This is a genomic window from Flavobacterium sp. N2270, from assembly GCF_025947225.1.
GTDB lineage: Bacteria > Bacteroidota > Bacteroidia > Flavobacteriales > Flavobacteriaceae > Flavobacterium.
The window spans coordinates 300683-315224 of record NZ_CP110005.1 but is presented as its reverse complement, the minus strand read 5'-3'; the positions used below and the strand labels follow the sequence as shown (position 1 = coordinate 315224).

Below are 14542 nucleotides of genomic sequence, written 5' to 3'. Positions count from 1 at the left end.
TCATTCGGAATAAACGATAAAACAGTGAAATTAATTTTTATATTATTTTCGGTATAATTAAGTTCAGTATTATTTGGGGAAATTATTTTTTCATCATTAATTAGTATTTTATTAATGAATAGTTTTGGAATGGAAATTATTTTTTCTTCTTCTCTTTTTTTAATAATTATTCCTTTTGAAGAGGCAAAGTAATAGTTGTTGTTTAAGAATTTTACATCTGAAATGGTTGTTTCTTTATTTAATGTTATGATTTTTTTATACGTGTTGTTATTGAGATTGATTTCGTAGATAGCGTCAGGTGTATAGGCAAATAATAAATTATTTTCGATTGAAATTTTCTCAATAGTAACAGCAGTGAAATTAGCAGGACATACAAAAGGTTTAATTTGATTTTTTATAGAAATTGTATATAATTTTTCATTACTAGTTAAACCATAAGTAATTCCATTATAGTATTCAATTTTTGTAAAAAAAAATAGTTTTATTATTGTATTTTATTTCTTTTTTTTCATTTTTTGAAAAAGCGATTAAACCGTTGTTTGTTGCAAAATAAATAGTTTCGTTTTTTGGATTATAAGTTGTTGGTTTCCATTAACATTATAAACTAAATTTATTTTTGATGAAGAGTTAGTATTCAAAGCGGCATACTTTTTAAAAACAGAATCCCAATTACTTTTCAAATTTAAATTATTAGTAAAAATTCCTGAAGCATTACTAGCTGCAAATGAAAAATATTTATCGTCAATTTTTGCTATCGATTTTACGGCTCCAAGTAAAAATTCTTCTACTTTATTATGAGAAATTATTTTAAATTTTGAAGATGTTAAAAAAGTAGTATTTGATTTTTTATCATGAAATAATTGGTTGACGCCATGATTTAGATTACCCTGGTATATTGTTTGGTATGTATTATTTTGAGGATTTAATTTAATTACAATATCGTTTTCTAAACCTGCTAATAAACCATAATTTGAGTGAGTTAAAATATTGGGTTTAGAGTTGGTTTCAATTATTTTAGTGTCAAAATTTTCAATAAAGAGTACACCTTCATTAATTGTTGAGATCCAATGGTTTTGTAGGCTATCTATATAAATAAATGAAATATTTTTATCAGAAAAGTATTTTGTCTCCTTTAGTGTTTTTGTGTTAAAGTGTATTATTCCTTTAGTAGTGCAAAGCCAAAGATTATTGTCATTTGTTGATGCTAAATTTTGAATAAATTCTGTAGGAAAATTAAATTTTCCTTCTTTAAATTTTCCATTTTCAAAAAAACAATAATCATTGGTGTATTTTGATATAATAACAATTCCATTGGTTGTTTTTTGGACAATTGGAGCGTTAAATTCTTTAATAAAGTTGTTAGGATAAGAGTATGATTTTATATTTCCAGTTGCATCAATTTCATTTAACTTTTCGTCAAATATGTAAAGCGTATTATGAGTATAAAATGCAAATTGTAAATGATTTAATTTTAGATTTATTTTCTTTGAAGGTTTAAGCGTTTTTAAATCATAGAATTGAATACCGTTTTCTTCTAACACCTGTATATGGTCATCATTAATTCCGTATCTAAAATAACCTATTGGTTTATTTTGTTTTAATGCTTTTAGCTCATTATTTTCAATATAGTTTAAAAACCCATCAAAATTTTCATACCAAATGCGTCCGTATTTATCTTCTTGAATACAAGAACCCGATTTAGAAGTTTGAAAATCGGCAGTAAATAATGTAAATTCATTTCCATCATATCGGCACAATCCTTTTCCAGTAGCAAACCACATAAAACCTTTGCTATCCTGAAAAATATCATACACACTGTTAGAAGGCAATCCAGAAGTTTTGTCAATAGTAATGTGATACGGATTTTGACTAATGCCTAAATTCGTAAGTAAAAGAAATAGTAAAAATAATATAATTCGCAATTGGTTTTGATTTTAAACAAATGTATAAAATACACTTTATAATATTACAAATGAGTATACGAAACCTAGTTATGGATTAACGAAATTATATTTGGTAAACTGAAAATAGTGTTTGGTAAACTCATTAAATTACACAGGCACGTGATAAAATACATTTGTCCTAAATTTAAAAGAAATAATTATGAAAAAAGTAGTACTTTTTATTTAATTTGCAGTGTGTGCGTTTATTCACAAGAAACAGGATTAATTGCAAATTTTACTTTTAACAATACCGCAACAAGTTATATTAATGGAGAAACTTTTATTGGAGCGAGTTCTTATGTTGCAGACAGAAACGCAAATAGTAACAGCGCATTGTCTAGAAGTACAGGTATTGCTTTTACAGGAATTAATAACATTCCTATTGGTGGTGTAGCAAGATCAATTTCTATATGGTTGCTTGTTAATGTGTCAGTTGGAGAAATAGTGCCTTTAGAGTATGGAGATGGATCAACTAATTCTAGGTTCTTAATTTCTTATAGTAATTTTCCGACTAATAATTTTGCTTTTGGAGCACCACCTTTTTATCAAACAACAAACTATACTATCACAAACGGGGTTTGGTATCATTATGTAGTTACAACAAATATATCTGGAACAGTGAAACAATATGTCAATGGGGTGCTAATAGGCACTTACGCAGGTACAATTAATACATCAAGTACTAATACTTGTTTTATGCAAGGAGGTTATAATGGGGCTGTGGATGATTTGAAAATTTATAATAGAGAAATTTCAGCTACTGAAGTGGTAAGCTTATTTAATAACAATACAACACTATCATCCCAAAACTTCAACCAAAACAACCTAGAAGTTGCCTTATACCCAAACCCAGTAAACGATGTTTTAAATATTGAAACAGCATTAGAATTACAATCAGTAGAAATTTATAACATTCAAGGGCAAAAAGTACTTTCATATAATCAAAAACAAATTAATGTTTCCAATTTAGCTGCAGGAATGTACATGGTTCGTATTCAAGATTCAGACAATAACATTGCAACTAAGAAAATAGTAATTAAATAGTAAATTATGAAACATTTAAAATCAAAATTAGAAGAATATAGGTTAGAATTGTTGTTGTTAGTTTTATATTCTTTTCTTTTTATAATAATTTTTAATTTGTTTTTATAATGATTAAGAGTGCTCTTACGGAGTGCTCTTTCTTTTTTTATGTTTTTAGTAAACTGAAAATAGGGTTTGGTAAACTCACTATTATAAAGATGATTTTACCAAAGTATTTTTGAACCAAACTTTAAAACTAAATATTATGAAAACAAAATTACTTTTACTTTTTGCATTATTAAATAGTGCATTATCATTCTCTCAAATTGGTTTTTTCAACATTACAACAAGTTCGATAACCAACGCAACTGCTACAATCAGTGTTAATGTAAATACTTATAACTGTACAAATTCTACTTTTTATCTGCAATATTCCACATCTTCTACTTTTGCATCAAATGTAACAACAATAACAAATTCTAACACTCAAACTCAAACGTACACATTCAATATAGCATCGTTAAATGCTAGTACAACTTATTATTATAGATTTTATAGTGGTTATTTACAAGCTTGTAATTCTACAACTATTACTTCTGGAACTACTAGTTTTACAACTGCTGCTCCACCAGTAGTAACACTTGCAACAATTTCAAATGTTTCAAGTGTAGTGTCACCCACTTCAGCAATAATTACCTATTCTTTGAACGCAAATAATGGTTCAACAATATCTGATATTTTATACGGACTAACTTCAACTTTAGGGACAGTCATTGTTGGATTCCCTTCAAGCGGTAATACTACAATCACTGGTAACGTTTCAATTACCGGATTAACGCCTAACACTTTATATTACTATAAGATAGTAGGAAATAATGCAGCAGGAAATTCATATAGTGCTACTTATACTTTTACAACAAGTCCGTCATTACCAGCAATTGCTGAATTCAATTTTAATAATACGTTATATGATGTTAATGGAAACACGACTTTTTCAAATCCAAATTCAAATATGTTTGTTGAAGATAGAAATGGTAATGCAAATTCTGCTATAAATATGGTAAATGGTTCTATGGGAGTTTCAATAACTGGTTTGCCAATTTCAAATAGCACTAGATCAGTGTCTTTTTGGATAAAACCAATAACTATTTCAACAATTGACAATAATGTATTTATGTATGGATCACAAGTAACCAATGGTGCATATGGTTTCTCATTTAAACCAACAACTATCAATAATTATGGCTGGGCAAACGATTTAACCGGATCAGTAATTATTCCAAACAACACTTGGAAACATGTGGTGTGTACATACAATGCAGTTGGTTTTATAAGAATTTATATTGATGGTGTTTCAGTTTTAACTGGTTCTAGACCAACATGGAATACAAGTAGTGGTTCTCTTTTTAATCTCATTGGTTTTGACGGCTATGTTGATGACTTAAAAATCTATAATTATGCAATAACACCAGCCGATGTAGCCAGCTTATACACAAACAACACTTTAGCTTCTCAAAACTTCATACAAAACAACCTAGAAGTATCCATTTACCCAAACCCAGTTAACGATATTTTAAACATTGAAACAGCAATAGAATTACAATCAGTAGAAATTTACAACATTCAAGGGCAAAAAGTACTATCGTCTAATCAAAAAGAAATTAATGTTTCTGATTTAGCTTCTGGAATGTACATGGTTCGTATTCAAGATACAGATAATAATATTGCAACTAAAAAAATAGTAATAAAATAATGAAAAAAGTAATCATCATTGCTGTTTTGTCTTTAGGGTTATTATCCATGAACATCATATCAATAAAGCAAACTAACGAAATTTTTAAAGAAGATGCAGTTTCTGAAAAATTTGACATCAAAATCAAAAATGATACGGATAATGAAGTAAAAGTGATCAACGCTGGAAGTGGTGGTAGTTATTCGTTAACTAAAGGGGCGACCACAACTATAAAAATGGAAGAAGGCGATAAGTTGCATTATTACGAAAAAGGAAAAAAAGGAGCATTAATCTTAACCGCTTCTAAAGATATGCACAATAAAGTAAAACTATTGAGTAAGTTATAAGAAGTAGTTTTTTTAGTTTTTGCATAGGCGTTGTTCAGTAAACAGTAGGATTTTTAAAATAAACCGCTTTTTACTTGACAACGCCTATTTCATAATCGTATATTTGCAGGCGTTTTATTTATATGAGTAACTGGCTCATAACTTATAACTTATAACTTATAACTTTCTTACATGAAATTATCTCATTTCCAATTTAATTTGCCAGAAGAATTATTGGCAGAATTTCCAGCAGAAAATCGTGACGAATCAAGATTAATGGTGGTACACAGAAAAACAGGTTTAATTGAGCACAAAATGTTTAAAGACTTGATAGATTATTTTGATGACGGTGATGTTATGGTTTTAAATAATACAAAGGTTTTTCCAGCAAGATTATACGGTAATAAAGAAAAAACAGGTGCTAGAATCGAAGTTTTCTTATTAAGAGAATTAAATGCGGAGCAACGTTTATGGGATGTTTTAGTAGATCCTGCACGTAAAATTAGAATTGGAAATAAATTATATTTTGGAGATGATGAAACTTTAGTTGCTGAGGTTATCGATAACACAACATCAAGAGGTAGAACTTTGCGTTTTTTATATGATGGTTCTTACGAAGAGTTTAGAGCTAAATTATTAGAACTTGGTGAAACACCAATACCAAAACATATTGAAAGAGAGGTTACTCCTGAAGATGCAGAACGTTATCAAACAATTTATGCTAAAAATGAAGGTGCAGTTGCAGCTCCAACAGCAGGTTTACACTTTTCAAAGCACTTATTGAAAAGATTAGAAATTAAAGGAATCAATTTTGCAGAAGTAACTTTACATGTTGGCCTTGGTACATTTAACCCAGTTGAGGTTGAAGACTTATCAAAACATAAAATGGATTCTGAAGAAATGGATATTTCTCAAGAAACTTGTGATATTATAAATGGAGCTAGAGCCAAAAAACATAAAGTATGTTGCGTAGGAACTACATCCATGCGTGCGCTTGAAAGCTCAGTTTCTTCTCAAAGAACTTTAAACCCATACACAGGTTGGACAAATAAATTTATTTTCCCGCCTTATGATTTTAGTTTAGCAGATGCTATGGTAACAAATTTTCATATGCCTAAGTCTACTTTGTTAATGCAGGTTTCTGCTTTTTGTGGTCATGATTTAATGAAAAAAGCTTACGCTGAAGCAATTGAGCAAAAATATAAATTCTACACTTATGGTGATGCAATGTTAATCTTATAACATAAAGTAAACTGTATATTAAAAATCGCATCTATTTGATGCGATTTTTTTATTTATAACTATTCTTTTTTACCTTTCTTAATTTATACTTATTTTTACCCTTTAAATAAACAACCTCTCAAATGAAATTTGAAAATAATTTAGAATTTGCAAAACAACTTGATGCTCATGATGAGTTAAATAAATACAGAAACGAATTTATTTTCCCACAAATAAATAATAAAGATGTAATCTATTTTACAGGAAACTCACTTGGCTTACAACCTAAAACCGCAAAAAAATATGTAGATGAGGTAATGAATGACTGGGCCAACTTAGCAGTTGAAGGACATTTTTATGCAGATAAACCTTGGTGGGATTATCACGAAAGATTTTGCCAACCGTTGAGTGAAATTGTTGGAGCAAAACCTACTGAAGTTGGTGTAATGAATACTTTAACGGTAAACTTACATTTACTAATGGTTTCGTTTTACAACCCAACTCCAAATAAATTTAAAATTATTTGCGAAGAAAAAGCTTTTCCTTCAGATCAATACATGTTTCAAAGTCAGGTTAAAAGTAGAGGTTTTGAACCAAAAGATGCAATAGTTGAAATAAAGCGAAGAGAAGGGGAACATAATATTCGTATTGAAGATATTTTAAGTAAAATAGAAGAGATTGGAGATGAACTAGCTCTTGTTTTAATTGGTGGAGTAAATTACTACACAGGTCAAGTTTTTGATATGAAAACGATTACCGAAGCAGGTCATAAAGTAGGAGCATATGTAGGTTGGGATTTAGCGCACGCTGCAGGAAATATCGAATTAGAACTAAACAAATGGGGGGTAGATTTTGCCGCTTGGTGTAGTTATAAATATATGAACTCTGGACCAGGAAATGTTTCTGGGTATTTTGTTCATGAAAAGCACCATGAAGATAAAGATTTAAATAGATTTGCCGGTTGGTACGGTCATAATAAGGAAAGAAGATTTTTAATGGAGCCAAATTTTGACGCAGTTCACGGTGCGAATGGTTGGCAAGTAAGTAATTTGCCCATTTTATCAATGGCACCTTATTTAGCATCTGTAGATATGTTTGCTGAAATTGGAATGAAAAAAATAGTTAAAAAAAGAAATTTGATTACTTCTTATTTAGAATTCATTCTACATGAAATTGACGCAGAACTAGAAGAAGCAGAATTTGAAATTTTAACTCCAGCAAATCAAGAAGAAAGAGGTTGTCAATTATCTGTTTATTTACACGGACAAGGAAAAGAATTGTTTCATTATTTAATGAAAAACGGAGTGGTAACCGATTGGCGAGAGCCAAATGTAATTCGTTTAGCTCCAGTTCCTTTATATACTTCTTTTGAAGATATGTATAATTTTGGCCAAATTTTAAAAAAAGGTATTTTATCAAAATAATATATTAATAGCATGACAAAGCAACAAATTATAGATACATTCGATCCTAGTAAACCAGGATTAGCAGATGCAACTGTTTTTGGATTACCATTTTCTGCAGAACAAAGCGAAATTATAGTAATTCCTGTTCCATGGGAAGTTACGGTGAGTTATGGAGCTGGCGCTTCAGAAGGTCCAGATGCAATTTTAGAGGCTTCTTTTCAAGTAGATTTAAACCATCAAGAATTTCCTGAATTATGGAAATTAGGAATTTTTATGGATGATGCTCCATCACATTGGGCAACTAATTCTGAAAAATATAAAAGCTTAGCACAGCCTATTATTGAAGCACAAGAAAATGGAGAAGATATTTCAACTTTTCCAGCATTACAAAACGATTTAGATAAAATCAATAAAATTTGTAGAGAATTGCATACTGAAGTAAAAGAAAGAACTCAGTATTGGATGAATAAAGGCAAAAAAGTAGTTTTATTAGGTGGAGATCATTCAACACCACTTGGATATTATGAAGCTTTAGCATCTCAACATGAATCTTTTGGAATTTTACATTTAGATGCACATATGGATTTAAGAATTGCCTATGAGCAATTTACTTATTCGCATGCTTCAATTATGTATAATGCTTTGAAACTTCCTCAAATTTCAAAAATTGTACAAGTAGGAATTAGAGATTTCTGTGAGGAGGAAGTTGGAGTTGTGAAAAGCGAAAACGGAAGAGTTTTAGTTCATACAGATACTGATTTAAAAAAGCAATTGTTTGAAGGGAATACTTGGCAACATTTATGCGACAATATTATTAATTCCTTACCTAAAAAAGTTTGTGTTTCTTTTGACATTGACGGAATGGATGCTTTATATTGCCCAAATACAGGAACACCAGTTCCTGGTGGATTTACGTATGAAATGGCAACTTATTTATTCAGTAGGTTGGCAGAAACAAATAAAGAAATTATTGGGTTTGATTTAGTTGAAGTTGCTCCGGGTGAAAACGGAGATTGGGATGGAAATGTTGGAGCTCGTATGTTATTTCATATGTGTGGAATGCTTGCGAAATCTCAAAAAATGAATGTAGGAGAAAAAATTAATTTTTTAAAGTAGGTATTTATTTGTAAATTAGACTAATACTGATGATTTCCCCAAATCTATTAACCAAACCACAAGTAATGAGTCATTTTATAACAGAACAATGGAAAGAATATGAACTTGAAGTTCCAGGAAAAGTAAGATATGCTGTTTCTAATTTAGGTCGTTTAAAGAGTTTTACTTCTAATATTAAAGAAGGTCGATTATTAAAACCTGCAAATAATGATGGATTTCCTTACTTTAGATACGTTAGGCAAACCAATAATAAAAAGACAGTTTATGCGCATGCAATTCATAAAATGATAGGTGAATTGTTTATGGCTAAAGAATCTGAAGAGCAAACGCATGTAATTCATTTAGATTATGATAAAACAAATAATGTTATAACTAATTTAAAATGGGTTACTTACCAAGAAATGAGAGAGCACGGTTATAAAAGTCCGCATGTTGCAGCAGGAAGAAAAAGAGCTTTTGAAAAATTTGGACCAAAAAACACTAAATTAAGAGAAATTGATGTTATTCGTTTGAAGAGGAAACTACTCGATCCAAATAGAAAAACTCGTTTGCGCTTAATTGCTAAAGAATTTGGAATTACAGAAATGCAATTGCATAGAATTAAAACAGGAGAAAACTGGGGACATATTAAAGTTTAATAGAAAAGAGTTGTAGGTTTTACAACTCTTTTTTATTAATAGGAATCTAAGTTTTCCATGATATATTGTGCTTTCTCTTTTATACGTATTAATTCATCTGGTTTTATTTTATTGAGTAGTGCCATCATCATATTCATACGTTGATTATTTTTAAAATGTTCTCGTTTATCATCTAAAAAATTCCAATACAAACTGTTAAAAGGGCAAGCGTTTTCGCCAAATTTGTTTTTTACTTTATAATGGCAGCTAGAACAATAATTACTCATTTTATTAATGTAACTTCCAGAAGATACATATGGTTTTGTAGCAATAATTCCACCATCTGCATATTGACTCATGCCACGCGTATTTGGCATTTCTACCCATTCAATAGCGTCAATATAAACTCCTAAATACCATGCATCAACTTCATCAGGATGTATTTGAGTTAATAAAGAAAAGTTTCCAATAATCATCAAACGTTGAATATGATGCGTATAGGCTTCGGTTAAACTTTGCGAAATTGCATGTTGCATGCATTTCATTTTTGTTTCTCCTGTCCAGAAAAAGTCAGGTAATTTATTTTGGTTATCCAACGCATTCATTTTGGCGTAATTTGGCATTTCTTTCCAATAAATACCTCGTATATATTCTCTCCAACCTAAAATTTGCCTAACAAAACCTTCGACTTGAGAAATTTCAATCGTATCTTGATTATTGTTAAAATAGGTAATTACAGTATCAATAACTTCTTTTGGACTTATCATTTTTGAATTCATTGCAAATGACAAACGAGAATGGAATAAATACGCATGTTCGCTATACAGAGCATCTTGATATTCTCCAAAATATGCCAATAAATTAGTGCAGAAATAATCTAAAAGTTCAATACTTTCTTTACGAGTTGTTGGCCAAGGAAAATTTTCAGCATCAATTTCTCCGAATGTTTTCACATCTGCCATTTGAATATCATTTACTATACTTAAAACATCTTTACTAAAAGAAAGAGGTTTTGGTATTGCTATTTCTCCTTTATATTTATTTCTATTGCTATGATCATAATTCCATTTACCGCCAATTGGTTGTTCATTGATTACTAAAATGTGATGTCTTTTACGCATCATTCGATAAAAATTTTCCATCAACAGTATTTTTTTACCATGAAAGAAATTAGTTAAATCATTTCGAGAAGTATAAAAATGTTCGGTGTCATAAACTTTACTTTCTATTTTCAAGTTTTTACAAATACTTTTCAGTTGTTCGTCTAAACGGTATTCGTCAGGTAATTGGTATTCAAATTTTTCAATTTTTTTATCAGAAATAACTCTTGTAATAATTTTTTCTAAATCATGTTGGTTCTCATTATCCGAAATTTTAAAATAGATTACTTGGTGTCCTACTTTATTTAAAGCTTCAGCAAAATTACGCATCGACAAGAAAAAAGCCACCACTTTTTGAATATGATGTTTTACATAATCAGTTTCCTGGCGCATTTCGGCCATTAAGTAGATTGTGTTTTTATTTTTTTGTTTGAACCAAGAATGCTTAGCATTTAGTTGGTCTCCTAATATAAGTCGTAGCTTTCTCATCGTTTATTTTTCAACCAAATTTTTTGATATTCTCCCTTTCCATCGTATAGTTCTGCTTGTCTTTTAATATTGAATTTTCGATTTCTTGGGTCATTTCCCACACCAGAATTGTACATCCAGTTACCATAATTTGAATGTACATCATAATCAATAAGTAAGCTCTCAAAATAGCTGGCAGCAATCCTCCAATCTTGCTCCCATTCTTTGGCCCAAAAGCTTGCTACATTTTGTCGTCCACGATTGCTCATAAAACCAGTTTCAGCTAGTTCTCTCATGTTTGCATTTACAAAAGGTTCTTTGGTGTTGCCAGAAACCCAATCATTAAATGCCTTTTGACTAAATTTCCAATCGTATTTATTATTCAAAATTCCATCTAGTTGGAAAATTTTGTTTCCGTGTTTTAAGGAAATATATTTAAAATAATCTCTCCAAATTAATTCAAAAATTAACCAATAGGTATCTTCATTTTTACAAATTTCTCTTTCATAATTTTGAACTTCCCAATAAATTGTTCGTGCTGAAATACTTCCGTTTGCCAACCAAGCAGAAAGCTTAGAACTGTAACTATCACCAATTAATCCGTTTCTTGTTTTTTTGTATTCGGATAAATTTTCGGTTTCAAAAAAATAATTTTCTATTCTTTTTAAAGCATTTGTTTCGCCGCCAGGAAAAGGAAAAGCAGTATTTTTATGTAATTTGAAACTTTCTAATCCTAAATCTTCTAGACTCGGAATAATATTAGAAGTTTCAAAGAAATTTTCTTTTGGCATTGTAGTTATGGAAACACAAGGGCGAATTTTACTTTCTTTTTCACATTTTTTTCGAAATTCGGTGAAAACTTCTGGAATTTTATCAAAATTAGCATAAGGAATATCGCTAGGATGAAACAAGAATTGATCGTAGGTTTCTGTCCATTTAATTGTAGAAAGATTTATTTTATTTTTAACATTCGTATTAATTAACACTTCATCAGGTGTCCATTCTTTTTGTAAAAAGATTGATGTTATTGCATGTTGTTCAATTAATTTTGGCATAACATTTTCAGGAATGTCATGAAAAATATATAATGGAATATTTAATTCTGTCAGATTATTTTTTAAATCCCGTAAGGTTTCCAATAAAAATTTAGCTCTAAATTTTTCTGTTTTTTTAAATCCGTGTTTGTTCGTTTCAAACTGTCTTGGATCTAAACAATAAACGCCAATTACGTTGTTTTTGTTTTTAGACGCTTCAAAAAGAGAATTATTATCCTGAACACGTAAATCATTTCTAAACCAAACTAGATTGTTCATTTTAATTGGAATCTGGAATTTTATCATTGGAATTTCTATTTAATCTACATTTATCACTACAGTATTTTATTTCGTCCCAATTTTTTTTCCATTTTTTTCTCCAAGTAAAAGGTAAGCCACAAGTTTTACATATTTTTTCAGGAAGATTTAGTTTTTTATGAGCCATTTTTTAACATTGATTTTACCGTTGAATTTGGTCTTGCATATTCAAAACGGTCGATTAATTTTGGAAGACAATATCCATCTAATCCATTAATTGTAACTATCTCTCCTTTTTCAAGCTGAAGCCACTTGTCGTTTTGTAAAAGATTTTCTTCGACTATTATTTCTTCAATTGATGCAATGATATGAATACAACCGTTTTCTTCAATTGAATATTCATTTACATATTTACAAAGTATTCGAACAGGACTTTCCTTAACAAAGGGTTGTTTTGTGTCATTTAAATATTCAGACTCAATTTCTGTAGCTTCAAATTCAGATACTTCTTCTATATAGTTAGCCGAAGTTTGATGCGCCCTTTGTATTAGATTTTTTGTTATATGATTAACTGTGAAATATTCTGTCTCCTTTATGTTTTTATAAGTATTTCTTGCAACTGTTGCAGGTCTCATTATAAAACCTATTAATGCAGGATTACTTCCTAAGTGGGTTACACTACTAAAAACTGCTAAATTTTCAATTCCATCTTTTGAAACACTTCCTATTAAGTTAGCAGACTTATATCCTGTAGCTGAGTTTACAAGATTTAAACGATCAATCTTACTCATTTTATCAATTTCAGTTCTATTGATTTTTATCATAGCTTTATTTGTTTAACAAAAATATAAAAATATTAAACAAAATTATTTCTTTTTCGTAAAAAAGATGATTTTGGGACAGGTCTCATTTAATTATTACTTATTTTTGTAGTAAGAAATTTTTTAAAATGCAAACACCTAAAAAAATTGCTGTAGTTGGAGCTGGATTAGTAGGTTCTTTATTAGCAATATACTTAAAAAAAGCAGGCCACATTGTTCATGTTTACGATAGAAGTCCAGATATTAGAAAGATTAAATTCTCTGGTCGTTCAATTAATTTGGCGATGTCTAATAGAGGATGGAAAGCACTTGAAAAGATTGGTATTGCAGATGAAATAAAAAAAATAGGATTGCCAATGGAAAAAAGGGCAATTCACATGATGGATCAATCGCTTAATTATCAAAAATATGGCAAAGAAGGTGAAGCTATTTATTCTCTTTCTCGCGGCGTATTGAATAGAAAGATGATTGATTTAGCAGAAGAAGTTGGTGTTGAGTTTTTCTTTGAGCATAAAGTTTGGGATGTTTCGCTTGGAGAAGCTATTTTACACATAGGGGAAGAGGAAAGAGGAGAATGGAAAGCTTATAAATATGATAAAGTTTTTGGTTCAGATGGAGCTTTTTCAAGAGTGAGACATAGAATGCAACGTCAAAGCATGTTTAATTATTCTCAAGAATTTTTAGAAGTTGGATATAAAGAATTAAATATTCCTGCCAATGAAAACGGTTCACATAAATTAGATAACAGTTCACTACATATTTGGCCACGTGGAAACTTTATGCTAATTGCTTTGCCAAATTTAGACGGTAGTTTTACATGTACTTTATTTATGCCTTTTAAAGGAGAAAACTCCTTCGAAGAATTGGATACAAAAGAAAAATTAGTAAACTTCTTTGCCAAATATTTTCCATCTACTGAAAATGTTATTCCTAATTTAGTTGAGGATTTCTTTAAAAACCCAAAAAGTTATCTGGTAACAATGAAATGTTTTCCATGGACATTTAATGATAAAGTTGCTTTAATTGGCGATGCTTGTCATGCAATTGTTCCTTTTTACGGTCATGGGATGAATGCAGGATTTGAAGACATTACTGTTTTAAGCGAATTGATGGAGCAATACGGAGACGATTGGCAAACTATTTTTACTGAATATGAAAGTTCGCGTAAGCCTAATGCAGATGCAATTGCTGAGTTGTCGTATCGTAATTTTATGGAAATGAGTTCTAAAACAGCCGATGATAAATTTCATTTGCAAAAGCAAATTGAAAAATGGTTTTCAGAAAAATATCCAGATAAATGGACACCTTTGTATAGTAGGGTTACATTCAGTCACCAACCTTATGCAGAAGCATTGGCTGAAGGTGATAGACAAAACGAAATCATGAAAGAAATTCTTGAAATTGATAATATTGAACAAATTTGGGAAACAGAACCAGTTGAACAACGTATTCTTCAATTACTTAGAGAATAGAAAAC

13 protein-coding genes are annotated in these 14542 nt (G+C 29.9%); 8 read left to right on the top strand and 5 right to left on the bottom strand.

All coding sequences use genetic code 11. The annotated features are described in order from the left end of the window. Positions 1 to 527: 527 nt before the first annotated feature. Positions 528 to 1922: a two-component regulator propeller domain-containing protein gene (locus tag OLM55_RS01605; protein ID WP_264559671.1), complete on the bottom strand. Its 1395-nt coding sequence runs from the start codon at positions 1920 to 1922 to the stop codon at positions 528 to 530. A gap of 216 nt (positions 1923 to 2138) precedes the next feature. Here OLM55_RS01605 and OLM55_RS01600 point away from each other — a divergent pair, with 216 nt between their 5' ends. The 7 genes from OLM55_RS01600 to OLM55_RS01570 all read left to right on the top strand — a co-directional run bounded on the left by OLM55_RS01600 (position 2139) and on the right by OLM55_RS01570 (position 9405). After that, the gene (locus OLM55_RS01600) at positions 2139 to 2987 is read left to right on the top strand and encodes a T9SS type A sorting domain-containing protein (protein WP_264559670.1); all 849 of its coding nucleotides are present in this window, start codon (positions 2139 to 2141) and stop codon (positions 2985 to 2987) included. A 244-nt stretch (positions 2988 to 3231) separates the two neighbouring features. Further along, complete coding sequence (locus tag OLM55_RS01595; protein ID WP_264559669.1) at positions 3232 to 4719, top strand: LamG-like jellyroll fold domain-containing protein; 1488 nt, start codon at positions 3232 to 3234, stop codon at positions 4717 to 4719. Beyond that, positions 4719 to 5045 (top strand): hypothetical protein, encoded by a 327-nt coding sequence (locus OLM55_RS01590; RefSeq protein WP_264559668.1) that lies wholly within the window; start codon positions 4719 to 4721, stop codon positions 5043 to 5045. Before OLM55_RS01595 ends, OLM55_RS01590 begins: the two co-directional genes overlap by 1 nt. 171 nt (positions 5046 to 5216) lie before the next feature. Continuing rightward, entirely contained in the window at positions 5217 to 6266 is a 1050-nt protein-coding gene (gene queA, locus OLM55_RS01585; protein ID WP_264559667.1) for a tRNA preQ1(34) S-adenosylmethionine ribosyltransferase-isomerase QueA, read from the top strand. 122 nt (positions 6267 to 6388) lie between these two features. Then, complete coding sequence (kynU, locus tag OLM55_RS01580; protein WP_264559666.1) at positions 6389 to 7669, top strand: kynureninase; 1281 nt, start codon at positions 6389 to 6391, stop codon at positions 7667 to 7669. A 12-nt stretch (positions 7670 to 7681) separates the two neighbouring features. Then, complete coding sequence (locus OLM55_RS01575; RefSeq protein WP_264559665.1) at positions 7682 to 8767, top strand: agmatinase family protein; 1086 nt, start codon at positions 7682 to 7684, stop codon at positions 8765 to 8767. A gap of 65 nt (positions 8768 to 8832) precedes the next feature. Further along, positions 8833 to 9405, top strand: coding sequence for an NUMOD4 motif-containing HNH endonuclease (locus OLM55_RS01570; protein WP_264559664.1), 573 nt, complete (start codon positions 8833 to 8835; stop codon positions 9403 to 9405). 35 nt (positions 9406 to 9440) lie between these two features. Here the strand turns inward: OLM55_RS01570 and OLM55_RS01565 are convergent, their stop codons facing one another. The 4 genes from OLM55_RS01565 to OLM55_RS01550 are packed head-to-tail and all read right to left on the bottom strand — an operon-like array spanning position 9441 to position 13068. Continuing rightward, positions 9441 to 10973 (bottom strand): cryptochrome/photolyase family protein, encoded by a 1533-nt coding sequence (locus tag OLM55_RS01565; RefSeq protein ID WP_264559663.1) that lies wholly within the window; start codon positions 10971 to 10973, stop codon positions 9441 to 9443. Continuing rightward, positions 10970 to 12292: a DASH family cryptochrome gene (locus tag OLM55_RS01560; protein ID WP_264559662.1), complete on the bottom strand. Its 1323-nt coding sequence runs from the start codon at positions 12290 to 12292 to the stop codon at positions 10970 to 10972. Before OLM55_RS01560 ends, OLM55_RS01565 begins: the two co-directional genes overlap by 4 nt. Then, the gene (locus OLM55_RS01555; RefSeq protein WP_264559661.1) at positions 12267 to 12431 is read right to left on the bottom strand and encodes a DUF2256 domain-containing protein; all 165 of its coding nucleotides are present in this window, start codon (positions 12429 to 12431) and stop codon (positions 12267 to 12269) included. The genes OLM55_RS01560 and OLM55_RS01555 overlap by 26 nt, the downstream gene beginning before the upstream one ends. Next, positions 12421 to 13068, bottom strand: coding sequence for a flavin reductase family protein (locus OLM55_RS01550; RefSeq protein WP_264559660.1), 648 nt, complete (start codon positions 13066 to 13068; stop codon positions 12421 to 12423). Before OLM55_RS01550 ends, OLM55_RS01555 begins: the two co-directional genes overlap by 11 nt. A gap of 125 nt (positions 13069 to 13193) precedes the next feature. Here OLM55_RS01550 and OLM55_RS01545 point away from each other — a divergent pair, with 125 nt between their 5' ends. Beyond that, complete coding sequence (locus OLM55_RS01545) at positions 13194 to 14537, top strand: FAD-dependent oxidoreductase (RefSeq protein ID WP_264559659.1); 1344 nt, start codon at positions 13194 to 13196, stop codon at positions 14535 to 14537. Positions 14538 to 14542: the final 5 nt, after the last annotated feature.